The sequence below is a fragment of the Kitasatospora sp. NPDC004289 genome (assembly GCF_053602875.1).
On record NZ_JBSGEL010000015.1, the window covers coordinates 57,224 to 73,822 of the forward strand.

Below are 16,599 nucleotides of genomic sequence, written 5' to 3' on the forward strand. Positions count from 1 at the left end.
AGCCGATCAGGGAACAAGAGCTAGGCGGGGCCCGGGACGTCCCGCGCTGGGAGAGGTGCGGCCGATGACGGCTTGGCAGCGGCGGGAACGGGCGGAACACGGCGCGATCGACCCGGCGGTGCCCTGGCCCGGCAGCTGGCAGCCGCTCGGCGCGCGCTTCCGGACCGACCAGGACGGCAGCCGGGGCACCAACTTCGCGCTCTGGGCGCCGGACGCCGAGGGGGTCGAGCTCTGCCTCTTCGCCGAGGACGGGACCGAGACCAGGCACCCGCTCACCGAGCGGACCTTCCAGACCTGGCACGGCTACCTGCCCGGGGTGCTGCCCGGCACCCGCTACGGCTACCGGGTGCACGGCCGCTGGGACCCGTGGACCGGAGCCCGGTGGAATCCGGCCAAACTCCTCCTCGACCCGTACGCCCGTGCGGTGGACGGGAGTTACACCGCCCACGACGCGGTCTGCGCCGCCGTGCGGGGCTGGCCCGAGCAGGACGTGGCGGACACCGTCCGCGACAACCGGGACTCCGCGCCGTACGTGCCCAAGGCGGTGGTGGTCCACGACGACGACGACTGGTACGACGACCAGCGCCCGAAGACCCCGTGGGCCGAGACCGTCCTGTACGAGCTGCACGTGCGCGGCTTCACCATGAAGCACCCGGGCGTGCCGCGCGAACTCCGCGGCACCTACGCCGGGTTGGCCCACCCGGCGGCCATCGGCCACCTGGTCGACCTGGGCGTCACCGCGGTCGAGCTGCTGCCGGTGCACCAGTACGCCGACGAGGACCACCTCCAGCAGCGCGGGCTGACCAACTACTGGGGCTACAACACCCTCGGCTTCTTCGCCCCGCACGCCGGCTACGCCGCCACCGGCAGCCGCGGCCAGCAGGTCGGCGAGTTCAAGCGGATGGTCCGGGCGCTGCACGCGGCCGGCATCGAGGTGATCCTCGACGTGGTCTACAACCACACCGCCGAGAGCGGGGTGATGGGCCCCTCGCTCTCGCTGCGCGGCATCGACAACGCCGGGTACTACCGGCTGGACCGCAGCCGCCGCGGCTACGCCGACTACACCGGCTGCGGCAACACCCTGGACACCCGCCAGCCGCACACCGTCCGGCTGATCACCGACTCGCTGCGCTACTGGGTCACCGAGATGGGCGTGGACGGCTTCCGCTTCGACCTGGCCGCCGCCCTGGCCCGCGGCTCGGACGGGGTGGAGATGCACCACCCCTTCCTCGGCGCCGTCTCCCAGGACCCGCTGCTCAGCCGGGTGAAGCTGATCGCCGAGCCCTGGGACGTCGGCCCGGGCGGCTACCAGGTCGGCGGCTTCCCGCCGCTGTGGGCCGAGTGGAACGACAAGTACCGGGACGCCGTCCGGGACTTCTGGCGCGGCGCCCGCCTCGACGTCCGCGAGCTGGGCTACCGGCTCTCCGGCTCCTCCGACCTCTACCAGCGCGGCGGCCGCCGCCCGTACGCCTCGGTCAACTTCGTCACCGCGCACGACGGCTTCACCCTGCGCGACCTGGTCTCCTACGACCACAAGCACAACGAGGCCAACGGCGAGCAGAACCGGGACGGCACCGACGACAACCGCTCCTGGAACTGCGGCGTGGAGGGCGAGACCACCGACCCGGCCGTCCGCTCCCTGCGGCTGCGCCAGCTCCGCAACATGATGAGCACCCTGCTGCTCTCCACCGGCGTGCCGATGATCACCGCCGGGGACGAGCTGGGCCGCACCCAGGGCGGCAACAACAACGCCTACTGCCAGGACAACGGGACCAGCTGGCTGGACTGGTCGCTGCTCGCCAGCCCCGAGTGGCGCGAACTCACCGCGCTCACCGGCCGGTTGATCCGGCTGCGGCGCAGACACCCGGTGCTGCGCCAGCGCGCCTTCTTCTCCGGCCGGGCGGCCGCCCCGGGTGGGCAGCGGGACCTGGTCTGGTTCAACGCGCGCGGCAAGGAGATGACCGAGGGCGACTGGTACGCCCCCGACGGGGTGCTCGGGATGCTGCTCTCCGGCTCCGCGATGTCCGAACGGGACGAGCACGGCTGCGAGTTGACCGACGACAGCTTCCTGCTGCTGCTCAACGGCGGCTCGGTCGACGTCCCCTTCACCCTGCCCGGCGACCCCTGGCCCTGCCGCTACGAGACGGTGGTGGACACCGCCCGCCCCGGGGACGGGGACCCGGGGCGGGGCGGGGCCGTCACGCTGGCCGCGCGCTCGCTCGTCCTGCTGCGCGCACCCGCCGACGGCCGCCGGGAGTGATCAGCCCTCGTGGTACTTCGGGCTGGTGCGGTGCCACTCGTGGTTGCCGCCCAGCCAGGCGTACACACCGGCCAGGTAGCGGGCCAGGGCCGGCGAGCCGGTCGGGACGAGCAGGGCCGCCTCGGCCTCGAAGGTCCGCACCAGCTCGTCGTGCACCTCGATGCTGCGCCGCACCGCCTCCTCCGTCGAGCACCCCTCCTCGGCGGCGACCAGGGTGGGCAGGTTGAAGTCGAGCGTGCCGGAGCGGCTCTCCTTCGCCATCGAGTACAGGTCGTTGACCAGCACACTGGCCAGCGAGGCGGTGGTGACCGCCCGGCGGACCCGGGGGTCGGCGTACTCGGCGGCCGGCAGCTCGTAGCCGCCGACCGGGTCGATCAGCGCGATGCAGGGCAGGAAGCTGTTCGGCTGACGGTTCACCAGGTACTGCCAGACCGGCGGCAGTCCACCGGTCATCCGCCAGGCCGCCTCGGCCCCGAAGGCGACGAAGATGGCCGCCAGCTCGTGCTTGAGCCGGGCCACCTGCTGCGGGGAGGCGTACCGGGCCAGGTGCTCCAGCGCGCTGCGCAACGCGACCAGCACCGGGTCCTCGCGCAGGCCGCGCTCCAGCCGGGGCGCGTACCGCAGCGGCAGGTGCGCCGGGTCGACGGCCGCGTTGGCCAGCAGCAGCCGGGCCCCGGCCAGCTCGGGGACGGCTCCGTCGGCCTCCTCGTCGCAGTAGTAGTCGTCCACCGCCCACTCGGCGAGCGCGCACTTGGCGGCCGCCAGCAGCCGGTCCGGGTCCTCGGTGTCGGGGTGGGTGAGCATCAGCAGCCGCCCGAAGTGCGCGGCCCGCAGCTTCTCCAGCCGGTCGGCGTAGATGCCGCAGTCGCCGGCCCAGGCGACCAGCCGCTCGTTCACCTCCTCGCCGAGCGCCGGGTCGTCCCGGACCGGCGGCGGGCAGTGCAGCGGCAGCCCGGGCCGGTCCGCGGCCCCGGGGGCGGGCGGCGGCCGGAACGCGCGGGCGGCCGAGGTCCCGAGCCCGGTCGGGCCGTTCAGCCGCGGCCGGGGCACCCCGCCGGGGCCGGGCGGGACGGGACTCGGGGCCGGACGGGCCAGGACCCCGGCGGCGACCGCCACCAGTTCGCCGACCGGGGCCCCGGCGAGCACCCGGGCCAGGGGGGACACCATCGCGGTACTCCTTCTTTCGCGCACCGGAGCGGCACGCTCCGAGGTGATCGAACCGCACCGGCCGGGGGCGCCCACAAGAGGCGGCCGTCGCGCGGCCTCCGCGCGGAGCGGCCCGCCCGCACCGTCCCGCCACGCCCCCTCCCAGCGGTGGCCGGTTCTCGCCGACAGGGCCGTAAAACCGGATGAGAAATGTCAGCGGATCGGCTTACCCTCTCGGCCGTGGCCGAGAAACAGCAGCTCAGTACCGTCGACACACCGTCACCTCCCGCCGCGCAGGCCCCGCCGAGACGGTCCACGGTGCGCTCGCTGCTGCGTCTGTGGCCGTACGCGAGGACCGCCCGCTGGCGGATCGCGGGCTCGGTCACCGCCGCCCTGCTCGCCTCCGGCAGCGTGCTGCTGGTGCCGCTGGTGCTCCAGCGGATCGTGGACGGGCCGATCGCCCACCGCGACATGTCCGCGCTCTGGCCGCTGGCCGGGCTGCTCCTGCTGCTGGGCTTCGCCGAGGCGGGGCTGTTCGGCGTCCGCCGGGTGATCGTGGCCCGTCCGCTCGCGGAGGTGGAGAGCGCGATGCGCGGCGACCTCTACGCCAAGCTCCAGCGGCTGCCGGTCTCCTTCCACGACCGCTGGCCGTCGGGTCAGCTGCTCTCCCGGGCCACCTCCGACATGTTCACCATGCGGCTGTTCCTCGCCTTCCCGCTGGTCTTCCTGATCGTCAACTCGCTGGTCTTCCTGACCGGTTCGGCGATGCTCTTCGTCCTGGACTGGCGGCTCGGGCTGATCATGCTGCTGCCGGTCGCCCCGCTGGTGCTGCTGACCAGCCACTTCGAGGGCCGGTACGCCGCCGCCGCGCGGCAGGCCCAGGACCAGACCGGCGACCTGGCCACCGTGATCGAGGAGTCGGTGCTCGGCATCCGCATCCTCAAGGCCTTCGGCCGCCACCGGACCATGGCCGAGCGCTTCAAGCGGCAGACCGAGGAGCTGCGCACCACCGAGATCCGCAAGGCCGACATGCTGGCCAACCTCTGGGCGGTCATCGTCGGCCTGCCCGAGGTCGCGCTCGGCATCGCGCTCGCGGTCGGCGCCGTCCTGGTCGCCGACGACCAGCTGACCGTCGGCACCCTGGTCGCCTTCCTCTCCATCGCGCTGGCCCTGCGCTGGCCGGTCGAGTCGCTCGGCTGGCTGCTGGCCTACGCCAACGAGGCCGCGACCGCCACCGACCGCTACTTCGAGGTGATGGACGAGCCCGAGGACGACCTCCCCGCCGCGGCCCCCGCTCCGCCGGCCGCCGAGGACCGGGGCATCCGCTTCTCCGGCGTCCGGTTCCGCTACCCCGACGCGCCCGCCGACTCCCCCGACCTGCTGGACGGGATCGACCTGCACGTACGGCCCGGCGAGACGATGGCCCTGGTCGGCTCCACCGGCTCCGGCAAGACCACCCTCACGGCCCTGCTCCCCCGGCTCTACGAGACCACCGGCGGCACCGTCACCCTGGACGGCCGGGACATCCGCTCGATCCCGCTGCCCGAGCTGCGCGAGCTGGTCAGCGTCGCCTTCGAGGAGCCCACCCTGTTCTCCGCCTCGGTCCGGGAGAACGTCCTGATGGGCCGTCCGGACGCCACCGAGCAGGAGCTGGCCACGGCGCTCGCCACCGCCCAGGCCGGCTTCGTCGACCGGCTGCCCGACGGCACCGCCACCGAGGTCGGCGAGCAGGGCCTGAGCCTCTCCGGCGGCCAGCGCCAGCGCCTGGCACTGGCCCGCGCCGTGGTCGGCGGCCCCGAGTTCCTGGTGCTCGACGACCCGCTCTCCGCACTCGACGTGCACACCGAGGCCCTGGTCGAACGCGCCCTGCGCCAGGTGCTGGCCGACACCACCGCCCTGGTGGTCGCGCACCGCCCCAGCACCGTGCTGCTCGCCGACCGGGTCGCGGTGCTGGCCGACGGCCGGATCGCCGACGTCGGCACCCACCAGGAGCTGCTGCACCGCTCCCCCGCCTACCGCGAGCTGATGACCGGTCAGGCCTCCGCCGACTCCGAAGCTCAGGAACGGAGCCTCGCCCGATGACCACCACCGTGCAGAGCCCGCCCGTCGAGGCCGAGGAGGAGCTGCCGCCGCCCTCCGACGACCAGGACATCCCCGTCCCGGCCGGCGCCCCCCGCAAGCTGCTCGGCGAGCTGCTCGGCCCGCACCGCCGCCGGATCGCCTTCGCCATGCTGGTGATCCTGCTCCAGCAGGCCGCCCTGCAGTCCGGCCCACTGCTGGTCGCCGTCGCCATCGACCGCGGCGTCCCCGCCCTGCGCGAGCACGACGCCGGCCCGCTGATCGCGGTGATCGCCGCCTACCTCGGCTGCGCCGCGCTCTCCACCGTGCTGCAGCGCGCCTTCATCCGGCTCAGCGGCCGGATCAACAACGACATCCTGCTCACCCTGCGCGGCCGGATCTTCCGCCACGCCCAGCGCCTCGGCCTGGACTTCCACGAGCGCTACACCTCGGGCCGGATCATCTCCCGCGCCACCAGCGACGTGGACGCCCTGCGCGAGCTGCTGGCCGAGGGCCTCCAGGAGCTGCTCACCGTCGGCCTCTCGGTGGTGTACATCTCCGCCGTCCTGGTGGTGATGGACTGGCGGCTCGGCCTGGCCGCGCTGCTCTCCTTCCTGCCGATGTACCTCACCGTCCGCTCCTTCCGCCGCCGCTCGCTCAAGGTCTACCGGCGCTCCCGGACGGCGGTCGCCTCGGTGATCGTCCGCTTCACCGAGACCATGAACGGCATCCGCCCGGTCCAGGCCTTCCGCCGCGAGGCCGCCAACCAGCGGGCCTTCGACCTGGTGAACCGTCAGTCCGCCCACGCCACCGCCGACGGCCTGCTGGAGATGGCCCGCTACGTCACCATCTCCCGCGCCACCGCCAACACCTGGATCACCGGCGTCGTCCTGCTCGGCGCCGTGCTGGCCGCCGACGGCGGCCTGGAGCTCGGCGTGCTCACCGCCTTCGTGCTCTACCTGCGCCGCCTGTACGACCCGCTGGACCAGCTGGCGATGTTCCTGAACAGCTACCAGTCCGCCGCCGCCGCACTGGAGAAGATCGCCGGCCTGCTGGCCCACGAGCCCAGCGTGGCCGAGCCCGCCGCCCCGCAGGCGCTGCCCGCCGCCGACGGCAAGGGCCGCGAGGTCGCCTTCCGGGGCGTCCGCTTCGCCTACCCCTCCGGCGCGGAGGTCCTCCCCCGCTTCGACCTGGTCCTCCCCGCCGGGCAGACCACCGCCGTGGTCGGCGCCACCGGCGCGGGCAAGTCCACGCTGGCCAAGCTGCTGGCCCGCTTCTACGACCCCAGCGAGGGCTCCGTCCGCCTCGACGGCGTCGACCTGCGCGACCTGCCCACCGAGGAGCTGCGCCGCGGAGTGGTGATGGTCACCCAGGAGTCCTTCCTCTTCTCCGGCACCGTCGCGGAGAACATCGCCATCGGCCGGCCCGGCGCCACCCGCGCCGAGGTCGAACAGGCCGCCCGGGAGATCGGGGCCCACGAGTTCATCGCCGCCCTGCCCGACGGCTACGACACCGACGTCCGCAAGCGCGGCGGCCGCATCTCGGCCGGCCAGCGCCAACTGGTCGCCTTCGCCCGGGCGCTGCTCGCCGATCCGGCGGTGCTGATCCTCGACGAGGCCACCTCCTCGCTGGACGTGCCGGGGGAACAGGCCGTCCAGCAGGCCATGCGGACCGTCCTGGCCGGACGGACGGCAGTGATCATCGCCCACCGCCTCTCCACCGTCGAGATCGCCGACCGCGTCCTGGTCCTCGACCAGGGCCGCATCGTCGAGGACGGCACCCCCGCCACCCTCATCTCCGGCCAGGGCCGCTTCGCCGACCTCCACCAGGCCTGGCGCGACAGCCTGGTCTAGGGACCGGCCTTCGGTGGGGCAGCGCTCCCGGGACGCGAGGAACGTACGGGGTGATGCCGGGGGCGCGGGGAACTGCGCGCGGGGGAACGGCAGCACCTGCAACTGGCTGACGGTGGGTCAGTTGCAGGTGAGCCGCCTTCCGACCCGCGCAGTTCCTCGCGCCCCTGGGGTCGCTGCCCTGCCGAAGCCCGGCCGATGCTCAGCCCAGGGGGTCGGCGAGGTTCCAGCCGGTCGCCAGGATCTCGTCGACCGCGGCCAGGGCCGCCGCGAGGCGTTCCGTGCGGGTGCCCGTCAGTTCGCGCCAGGGCACCGCCCCCGCGCCCAGCACCTCGCGGAAGCGCCCGGTCATCCACCCCCGCAGGTGCTCCCCGTCCCGCAGGCCGTCGTCGTCGAAGGGCACGCCCTCGTCCGAGGTGAGCAGGTACAGCGCCCGCGGCGGCAGCCCCCCGGCGAGGGCCCGCACCGGGTCCGTCACCGCCCCCACGTACCGCTCCTGCCAGACCGTCGTCGCCAGGGCGTCCGTGTCGCACACCAGCACCGGCCCCCCGTCCCGGGCCGCCCGGTCCTCCGCCTCGGTCTGGCGCCGGCAGACCAGTTCGAAGTCGGCGTCCGTCCACTCCAGGTCGAAGACCGTCGGCACCGGCCCGCCGGCCGCGGCCACCGCCCGCGCCACCGCGAGCTTCGCCACCGTCAGCTCCCGCCCGTACTCGGCGACCCAGCCGGTCCGGGCGTGCGGACCGCCGCGGGCCCGCAGTGCCGCGGCCAGGTCGCGGGAGAGCGTGGTGGTGCCGGTGGACTCGGCGCCGAGCACCACCACCCGCCGGGCCAGCCATCCCCGGACGGGCGGCTCCAGCTCTCCCCAGTGCGCCACCGGATCGGCCCGGACGGCGGTCCCCGAGACCGCGAAGGTCTCCCGGCCCACGTCCAGCACCACCGGCGCCGCCCCGAACCGCCGCGCCAGCTCCACCCCGTAGGGCTCCGAGCTGAACACCGCCTCGACCGGCCCGTCCCCCGCCGCCAGCGCCGAGCGCATCAGCGCGACGTGTCCGGCCCAGATCTCCTCGTCCTCGTAGTCCACCGGCAGGTTGTCGACCACCCCCGCCACCGTCGCCCCGGGATGGGCCGCCCGCAGCCAGGCCACCCGCTCGGCGAGCGGGATCGTCTCGACGTCCGCCGCCATCACCACCACCGTGAGCCGCTCGCAGGCGTCCGCGGCGGCCCGGACCAGGAAGTGGTGGCCGGCGTGCGGCGGGTAGAACTTGCCGATCACCAGGCCGTGACGGAACGTCATGCCGCCACCCCCACCGCGGGCTCCGGGGCGGCCGCGCGCCGCCAGCCGCGCAGCCCCGCCACGCACAGGCCGAGGAACAGCAGGTACACCACCGAGGTCAGGTAGAGCCCCTTCGCGGCGTACAGCGGGACGTACACCAGGTCGGCCGCGATCCAGAACCACCAGGTCTGCACCTTCTTGGTGTTCAGCAGCCACTGCGCCACCAGCGAGAGCGCGGTGGTCAGCGCGTCCCAGAACGGCGCGCTGCCGTGCGCCCACCCCAGCAGGGCGGCCAGCGCCGCGGTCACCGGGACCAGCAGCAGCCCCAGCAGCACCGTCTCCCGCGCCGAGGCGTACCGCACCTCGCGCCCGAGCCGCCGCTCCCCGCCGCGCACCCACTGCCACCAGCCGTGGGCGGCCAGGACCAGGAAGACCACCTGGAGCCCGGCGTCGGCGTACAGGCCGGCGCCCCAGAACAGCAGCAGGAAGAAGACGTTGTTGGCCATCCCGACCGGGAAGTTCCACACCTTCGCCCTGACGGTGAGCCAGACGCACACGGCGCCGGTGACGAATCCGAGTACCTCGGTCCAGGACATGACGACGACCCCTCCTGCTTAATGTCAGAGTGACGATAAGCGGGAGGGGTCAACCGCGCAAGGGATTTCAGCGCAGGACGCCGGTCTCCATCCCCGCCGTCTCCGCCGGGAGGGCGACCAGGCCGAGTTCGGCCGGGGAGGCGAGCAGGCGGTGGGAGGGGAGGACCCGGACCGTGTAGCCGAAGGGGCCGGTGCGGGAGAGTTCGAGGGTGCCCTCGTAGCGGTGGCGGCCGTCGAGGTCGGGGCCTCCGGTGGGCTTGAGGGCGAGGGTGACGGCGTCGGAGATGCCGTCGGTCTCGTCCACCCGGCCGGAGACGACCTGGACCTCGACGTCGGCGGCGTCCAGGGTGCCGAGCGCGACCTGCACCCGGACGGTCAGGGCGGACCCCAACTCCTGCGCCTCGGCCGAACCCTCGGCCTCCACGTGTTCGACCCGGACCGACGGCCAGGCCTCCCGGACGGCAGCCTTCCAGTCGGCCAGCTCCCGGGCGCCCAGGTGCCCGCCGGCGGCCAGCTCGCGCTGGGCCTCGGCGGCCGGGGCGTACAGCCGCTCGACGTACTCCCGGACCATCCGGCCGGCCAGCACCTTGGGCCCGAGGGTGACCAGGGTGTGCCGGACCATCGCGATCCAGCGGTGCGGCAGCCCGTCCGCGCCGCGGTCGTAGAACCGGGCCGCGACCTGGTGCTCGATCAGGTCGTAGAGGGCGGCCGACTCCAGGTCGTCCCGCCGCTCGGCCTCCGGGCTCTCCGGGTCGAGGGTGGCCGAGGCGCCGTCGGCGGTGGGGATCGCCCAGCCGTTCTCGCCGTCGTACCACTCGTCCCACCAACCGTCCAGGATGGAGAGGTTGAGGCAGCCGTTGAGGGCGGCCTTCATCCCGGAGGTGCCGCAGGCCTCCAGCGGGCGGAGCGGGTTGTTCAACCAGACGTCGCAGCCCGGGTAGAGGTGCCGGGCCATCGCCATGTCGTAGTCCGGCAGGAAGACGATCCGGTGCCGCACCTGCGGGTCGTCGGCGAAGTCCACCAGCTGCTGGATCAGCCGCTTGCCGCCCTCGTCGGCCGGGTGGGCCTTGCCCGCCACCACGATCTGCACCGGCGTGGTCGGGTGCAGCAGCAGGGAGCGCAGCCGCTCCTGGTCCCGCAGCATCAGGGTGAGCCGCTTGTAGGAGGGCACCCGGCGGGCGAAGCCGATGGTGAGCACGGACGGGTCGAGCACGGAGTCGACCCAGCCCAACTCGGCGTCGCCGGCTCCGCGCTGGCGCCAGGAGGCGCGCAGCCGGAGCCGGGCCTCCTCGACCAGCTGGCTGCGCAGGGTGCGGCGCAGCTCCCAGACCTCGGTGTTGCCGATCCGCTCCAGGCCGGTCCAGCGGCGGGCCTCGCCGGTGGCCATGGCCTCCTCGATCCGCTCCTGGCCGAGCTCCCCGGCGCCGAGCCGGACCACCGCGGGGTCGATCCAGGTGGGGGCGTGGACGCCGTTGGTGACCGAGGTGATCGGCACCTCGGTGGCGTCGAATCCCGGCCAGAGTCCGTTGAACATGCCCCGGCTGACCTCGCCGTGCAGGGTCGAGACGCCGTTGGCCCGCTGGGCCAGCCGCAGGCCCATGGCGGCCATGTTGAAGAGCTTGGGGTCGCCGCCGAGCCAGCTCTCCACCCCGAGCGCGAGCACCTGCTCGACGGGGACGCCGGGGAGTGCGGCGTCGCCGCTGAAGTGACGGGCCACCAGCTCCCGGTCGAAGCGGTCGATCCCGGCCGGGACGGGCGTGTGGGTGGTGAAGAGGGTCCCGGCGCGGACCGCCTCCAGGGCCGCGGAGAAGCCCAACTGCTCCGGCCCGTTGATCAGTTCGCGGATCCGCTCGACGCCGAGGAAGCCCGCGTGGCCCTCGTTGGTGTGGAACACCTCGGGCGCCGGGTGGCCGGTGAGCCGGCAGTACGTCCGGACCGCCCGGACGCCGCCGATGCCCAGCAGCATCTCCTGCAGCAGCCGGTGCTCGCTGCCGCCGCCGTAGAGGCGGTCGGTGACCTCGCGCTCGGCGGCGTTGTTGCACTCGATGTCGGAGTCGAGCAGCAGCAGCGGCACCCGGCCGACCTGGGCCTTCCAGATCTGCGCGGTGAGGCTGCGGCCGGCGGGGAGCGCGAGCTCGACCCGGCAGGGGGTGCCGTCGGGCCCGCGGAGCAGGCTGACGGCCAGCTCGTCCGGGTCGAGCAGGGGGTAGCGCTCCTGCTGCCACCCCTCGCGGGAGAGCGACTGACGGAAGTAGCCGTGCCGGTAGAACAGGCCGACGCCGACCACCGGGACGCCCAGGTCGCTGGCGGCCTTGAGGTGGTCCCCGGCCAGGATGCCGAGGCCGCCGGAGTACTGCGGGAGCGCGGCGGCGATGCCGTACTCCGGCGAGAAGTACGCGATCGCGGCGGGCAGCGCGCCGGCGCCGTCGCCGGCCGCCGGGGCGGACTGGTACCAGCGCGGTCCGGTCAGGTAGTCGCGGAGCTCGTCGGCGAGGTCGTTCAGCCGGCGTAGGAAGCGGCGGTCGGCGGCCAGTGCCGCCAACCGGTCCGCCGGCACCTCGCCGAGCAGCCGCACGGGGTCCTCACCGACCGCGGCCCAGACCTCCGGATCGACGGAGCGGAAGAGCTCCCTCGTCTCCGGGTGCCAGGACCAGCGGAGGTTGAGCGCGAGCTCGTGCAGCGGCTGGAGTTGTTCGGGCAGGACGGTGCGCACGGTGAATCTGCGGATTGCCTTCACGGCGTGCAGCCTAGACCCGGCGGGCGAGCTGAAGGTCCGTCAACTGACGTATTGGGCACCCGGATGGACCATTGATGAGATCGCAGCGGGCGCATTCGGCGGCATAGGGGCGCACGGGGGCGCATTCAATTCCGCGCCCGCCCCGGGGGCACGTGAACACTCCGCAACGCGCGCGTTTCCGCTGGCCGATTCACCCCTGCATACCGTCCGAAATCACCCGCTTACCCATCCGTAGGTCTTGCCGAGGGTGCCAGGATGGACAAAAGTCGGAGCTGCGGCGGGGAGTGCGATCCGGGTGGCGCCTCCTCTGCCTGCTTCACGTCCGGAAACCCTCCTTGCCGACGATCTTTCAATTTCCTTAGCCCATTCGGTCTGTGTGCTCGTGATCAGGCGTGTCCTCGTACACCTGCCCGTCGTTCTCGGTTGGGTTGGGTCGCACGGGAGCGCGCCCGATGCGACGCGCGCCGGGACGCGCGCGGGCAGGTCTCCGGAGCAGGTCCTCTCTCACCCACGCAGTCCCCCCTCGGGCAGGAGTCAGGCATGCACGGTGACACGCGGGATCAACCGACTCACGGCGCGGCGGCCCTCGAACCGCCGTCGGAACCGGAGCTCCCCGCCCCTCGGACGGCCCGCAAGGGCACCACCCCGCGCAGGACCACCACCACGAAGACCGGCGCCACCCCGAAGACCGCGGCCACGAAGACCGCGACCACCACCACGAAGACCGCCGCCAAGACCGCCGCCGCCAAGAAGACCACCGCCCCCCGGAAGACCACCGCCCGCAAGACGACAGAGAGCACCACCGTGATCGGCCGCATCCCCGTCCTGGACGTCTCCCCCCAGATCGACGCCGGGCGCCGCCCGGCCAAGGCGGTGGTGGGCGAACGGTTCCAGGTGACCGCCACCGTCTTCCGCGAGGGCCACGAGGCGGTCAACGCCAACGTGGTGCTCCGCGACCCGCGCGGCCGCAGCGCCCCGTGGACCCCGATGGAGGAACTCGCCCCGGGCACCGACCGCTGGGGCGCCCACGTCACCCCCACCGCGCCGGGCCGCTGGTCCTACCTGGTGGAGGCCTGGGGCGACCCGGTGGCCCACTGGCGCCGGACCGCCGGCATCAAGCTCCCCGCCGGGATCGACACCGCGGTGGTCCTGGAGGAGGGCGCCGCCCTGCTGGAGCGCGCCGCCGCCGGTGTCCCCAAGAAGGAGGGCCGGGCGCACGTGCTGGCCGCCGCCGACGCGCTGCGCGACACCGAGCTCTCCCCGCTCTCCCGGCTGGCCGCCGCGCTGGCCCCCGAGGTCACCGCCCTGCTGGAGCGCTACCCGCTGCGCGAACTGATCAGCTCCACCCGGCCGTTGCCGCTCCAGGTGGACCGGGAGCGGGCGCTCTACGGCTCCTGGTACGAGTTCTTCCCCCGCTCCGAGGGCGCCTTGGTCGACCCGGACGGCAACCACCCGCCGGTCTCCGGCACCTTCCGCACCGCCGCCGAACGGCTCCCGGCGGTGGCCGCGATGGGCTTCGACGTGCTCTACCTGCCGCCCGTCCACCCGATCGGCCGGGCCTACCGCAAGGGCCCCGACAACTCCCTGACGGCGGGTCGGCACGACGTCGGCTCCCCCTGGGCGATCGGCTCCCCCGAGGGCGGGCACGACGCGGTCCACCCCGACCTCGGCACCATCGAGGACTTCGACTTCTTCGTCGCCGAGGCCAACGCGCTCGGCATCGAGGTCGCCCTGGACTTCGCCCTCCAGTGCTCCCCGGACCACCCCTGGGTCAACAAGCACCCCGAGTGGTTCAGCCACCGCGCCGACGGCACCATCGCCTACGCCGAGAACCCGCCGAAGAAGTACCAGGACATCTACCCGATCGCCTTCGACCAGGACTTCGACGGCCTGGTCAAGGAGACCCTGCGGGTCCTGCGGCACTGGATGGCCCACGGCGTCCGGATCTTCCGCGTCGACAACCCGCACACCAAGCCGGTGCTGTTCTGGGAGAAGGTGCTCGGCGACATCGCCCGCACCGACCCCGACGTGGTCTTCCTGGCCGAGGCCTTCACCCGCCCGGCGATGATGCACACCCTGGGGAAGGTCGGCTTCCACCAGTCCTACACCTACTTCACCTGGCGCGAGACCAAGGACGAACTCACCGAGTACCTCACCGAACTGACCGGTGACGCCGCCTCCTACATGCGCCCCAACTTCTTCGCCAACACCCCGGACATCCTGCCCGGCCACCTCCAGGACGGCGGCCCCGCCGCCTTCGCCCTGCGCGCCGTCCTCGCCGCCACCCTCGCCCCGAGCTGGGGGATCTACGCGGGCTTCGAGCACTACGAGAACCAGCCCGCCAAGCCCGGCTCCGAGGAGTACGCGAGCTCCGAGAAGTACGAGCTGCGCCCGCGCGACTGGTCCCGCACCGACACCCTCACTCCCCTCATCACCACCCTCAACCAGCTGAGGCGCCGTCACCCCGCGCTCCAGCAGCTGCGCGACATCACCTTCCACCCCACCGACAACGACGCCCTGATCGCCTACTCGAAGACCGCCACCACCGAGGACGGTCTCACCGACCACGTCCTCACCGTGGTCAACCTCGATCCCCACCACCCCCAGGAAGCCACCGTCACCCTCCCCTGGGACGGCCCGCTCGCCGTCCACGACGAACTGACCGGAGCCTCCTGGACCTGGCACCGCCACAACTACGTCCGGCTCGACCCCACCACCGGGCCGGCCCACCTCCTCACGGTTCGGAGGAACCCTCAGTGACAGTGAACGATCCCGTGCCCGACACCTTCGCCGAGACCTCGCCGGGTGACCGCGACCCGGAGTGGTTCAAGCGGGCGGTGTTCTACGAGGTCCTGGTGCGCTCCTTCCAGGACAGCAACGGGGACGGGGTGGGCGATCTCAAGGGCCTCACCTCGAAGCTGGACTACCTGCAGTGGCTCGGCGTGGACTGCCTCTGGCTGCCGCCGTTCTTCGCCTCGCCGCTCAGGGACGGCGGGTACGACGTGGCCGACTACAAGTCGGTGCTGCCGGAGTTCGGCGACCTGGCCGACTTCGTGGAGTTCGTCGACGCGGCGCACAAGCGCGGCATGCGGGTGATCATCGACTTCGTGATGAACCACACCAGCGACCAGCACCCGTGGTTCCAGGAGTCCCGCCGCGACCCGGACGGGCCGTACGGCGACTTCTACATGTGGGCCGACGACGACAAGCAGTACCCGGACGCGCGGATCATCTTCGTCGACACCGAGACCTCCAACTGGACCTACGACCCGGTGCGCAAGCAGTACTTCTGGCACCGGTTCTTCTCCCACCAGCCGGACCTGAACTACGACAACCCCCGGGTCCAGGAGGAGATGATCGCGGGGCTGCGGTTCTGGCTGGACCTCGGGATCGACGGGTTCCGGCTGGACGCGGTGCCGTACCTGTTCGCCCGCGAGGGGACCAACTGCGAGAACCTCCCGGAGACCCACGAGTTCCTGCGCCGGGTCCGCAAGGAGATCGACGCGGACTACCCGGACACCGTGCTGCTGGCCGAGGCCAACCAGTGGCCGGAGGACGTCGTCGACTACTTCGGGGACTTCTCCTCCGGCGGCGACGAGTGCCACATGGCCTTCCACTTCCCGGTGATGCCGCGGATCTTCATGGCGGTCCGCCGGGAGTCGCGCTACCCGGTCTCGGAGATCCTGGCCAAGACCCCGACCATCCCCGGCAACTGCCAGTGGGGGATCTTCCTGCGCAACCACGACGAGCTGACCCTGGAGATGGTCACCGACGAGGAGCGCGACTACATGTACGCGGAGTACGCCAAGGACCCGCGGATGCGGGCCAACGTGGGCATCCGCCGCCGGCTCTCCCCGCTGCTGGAGAACGACCGCAACCAGGTCGAGCTGTTCACCGCCCTGCTGCTCTCGCTGCCCGGCTCGCCGGTCCTCTACTACGGGGACGAGATCGGCATGGGCGACAACATCTGGCTCGGCGACCGGGACGGCGTCCGCACCCCGATGCAGTGGACCCCGGACCGCAACGCGGGTTTCTCCTCGGCCGACCCGGGCAGGCTCAGTCTGCCGCCCATCATGGACCCGGTGTACGGCTATCAGGTGACCAACGTCGAGGCGCAGCAGAGCAGTTCGAGCTCGCTGCTGCACTGGACGCGTCGCATGATCGAGATCCGCAAGCTCAATCCGGCGTTCGGCCTCGGCAGCTACACCGAACTGCCCTCCAGCAATCCCGCGGTCCTGGCCTTCGTGCGCGAGCACGAGGGTGACCTGGTCATGTGCGTGAACAACTTCTCGCGGTTCGCGCAGCCGACCGAGTTGGATCTGCGGCGGTACGGGGGACGCTACCCGGTGGAGCTGATCGGCGGTGTGCGCTTCCCGTCCATCGGCGAGTGGCCGTACCTGCTGACCCTGGCCGGGCACGGCTTCTACTGGTTCCAGCTGCGCAACCCTCGCAAGCAGTGAAGTAACGATCAGTCAGTTCACATGCCACAGGCCCCGGGGGCGCGAAGCACGATCTCGCGCCCCCGGGCTCCGCTCTGCACCACCGCGTACGGAGAACAGCCCAACGGCCACCCACACTATGGCGTGACACCCGAGCCAGGCTCGCGTGCCGTCGCCGCCGCGCCGCCGAAATCCGGAAGACTGACGGACCCGGCCAGACCCGTCGGGCAGTCGGCCCGC

Annotated in this window: 9 protein-coding genes; 5 read left to right on the forward strand and 4 right to left on the reverse strand. The window is 72.8% G+C overall.

Features of this window, described 5'->3' with window-relative positions:
- Positions 1-64: 64 nt before the first annotated feature.
- Positions 65-2,260 carry a glycogen debranching protein GlgX gene (gene glgX / locus ACWEPF_RS12735; RefSeq protein ID WP_345290180.1) on the forward strand — a complete coding sequence of 732 codons (2,196 nt, stop codon included), beginning with the start codon at positions 65-67 and terminating at the stop codon, positions 2,258-2,260.
- On the opposite strand, the gene ACWEPF_RS12740 is transcribed toward glgX, so the two are convergent.
- Positions 2,261-3,427, reverse strand: coding sequence for a family 2 encapsulin nanocompartment cargo protein terpene cyclase (locus ACWEPF_RS12740; protein WP_452172573.1), 1,167 nt, complete (start codon positions 3,425-3,427; stop codon positions 2,261-2,263).
- Between the two features lie 219 nt (positions 3,428-3,646).
- Between ACWEPF_RS12740 and ACWEPF_RS12745 the strand changes: the two genes are divergently transcribed.
- Together ACWEPF_RS12745 and ACWEPF_RS12750 are read left to right on the forward strand one after the other, a co-directional pair.
- On the forward strand, positions 3,647-5,488 hold the full coding sequence (locus tag ACWEPF_RS12745) for an ABC transporter ATP-binding protein (protein WP_452172574.1): 1,842 nt from the start codon (positions 3,647-3,649) through the stop codon (positions 5,486-5,488).
- Positions 5,485-7,317 carry an ABC transporter ATP-binding protein gene (locus tag ACWEPF_RS12750; RefSeq protein ID WP_452172575.1) on the forward strand — a complete coding sequence of 611 codons (1,833 nt, stop codon included), beginning with the start codon at positions 5,485-5,487 and terminating at the stop codon, positions 7,315-7,317. The genes ACWEPF_RS12745 and ACWEPF_RS12750 overlap by 4 nt, the downstream gene beginning before the upstream one ends.
- Positions 7,318-7,516: 199 nt before the next feature.
- On the opposite strand, the gene ACWEPF_RS12755 is transcribed toward ACWEPF_RS12750, so the two are convergent.
- The 3 genes from ACWEPF_RS12755 to glgP form a co-directional block, all read right to left on the reverse strand.
- A complete protein-coding gene (locus tag ACWEPF_RS12755) occupies positions 7,517-8,608 on the reverse strand; it encodes an AAA family ATPase (RefSeq protein WP_452172576.1) in 1,092 nt (363 codons plus the stop codon).
- Complete coding sequence (pnuC, locus tag ACWEPF_RS12760) at positions 8,605-9,183, reverse strand: nicotinamide riboside transporter PnuC (protein WP_452172577.1); 579 nt, start codon at positions 9,181-9,183, stop codon at positions 8,605-8,607. The genes ACWEPF_RS12755 and pnuC overlap by 4 nt, the downstream gene beginning before the upstream one ends.
- Positions 9,184-9,250: 67 nt before the next feature.
- Positions 9,251-11,920: an alpha-glucan family phosphorylase gene (glgP, locus tag ACWEPF_RS12765; protein ID WP_452172578.1), complete on the reverse strand. Its 2,670-nt coding sequence runs from the start codon at positions 11,918-11,920 to the stop codon at positions 9,251-9,253.
- Positions 11,921-12,724: 804 nt separating this feature from the next.
- Between glgP and ACWEPF_RS12770 the strand changes: the two genes are divergently transcribed.
- Together ACWEPF_RS12770 and treS are read left to right on the forward strand one after the other, a co-directional pair.
- Entirely contained in the window at positions 12,725-14,680 is a 1,956-nt protein-coding gene (locus tag ACWEPF_RS12770) for an alpha-1,4-glucan--maltose-1-phosphate maltosyltransferase (RefSeq protein ID WP_452172603.1), read from the forward strand.
- Positions 14,677-16,380 (forward strand): maltose alpha-D-glucosyltransferase, encoded by a 1,704-nt coding sequence (gene treS / locus ACWEPF_RS12775; protein ID WP_396296968.1) that lies wholly within the window; start codon positions 14,677-14,679, stop codon positions 16,378-16,380. Before ACWEPF_RS12770 ends, treS begins: the two co-directional genes overlap by 4 nt.
- The last annotated feature ends 219 nt before the right edge of the window (positions 16,381-16,599 follow it).

Coding starts and splice junctions, on each gene's coding strand:
- glgX (WP_345290180.1), top strand. CDS start 65: ATGACGGCTTGGCAGCGGCGGGAACGGGCGGAACACGGCGCGATCGAC.
- ACWEPF_RS12740 (WP_452172573.1), bottom strand. CDS start 3,427: ATGGTGTCCCCCCTGGCCCGGGTGCTCGCCGGGGCCCCGGTCGGCGAA.
- ACWEPF_RS12750 (WP_452172575.1), top strand. CDS start 5,485: ATGACCACCACCGTGCAGAGCCCGCCCGTCGAGGCCGAGGAGGAGCTG.
- ACWEPF_RS12755 (WP_452172576.1), bottom strand. CDS start 8,608: ATGACGTTCCGTCACGGCCTGGTGATCGGCAAGTTCTACCCGCCGCAC.
- pnuC (WP_452172577.1), bottom strand. CDS start 9,183: ATGTCCTGGACCGAGGTACTCGGATTCGTCACCGGCGCCGTGTGCGTC.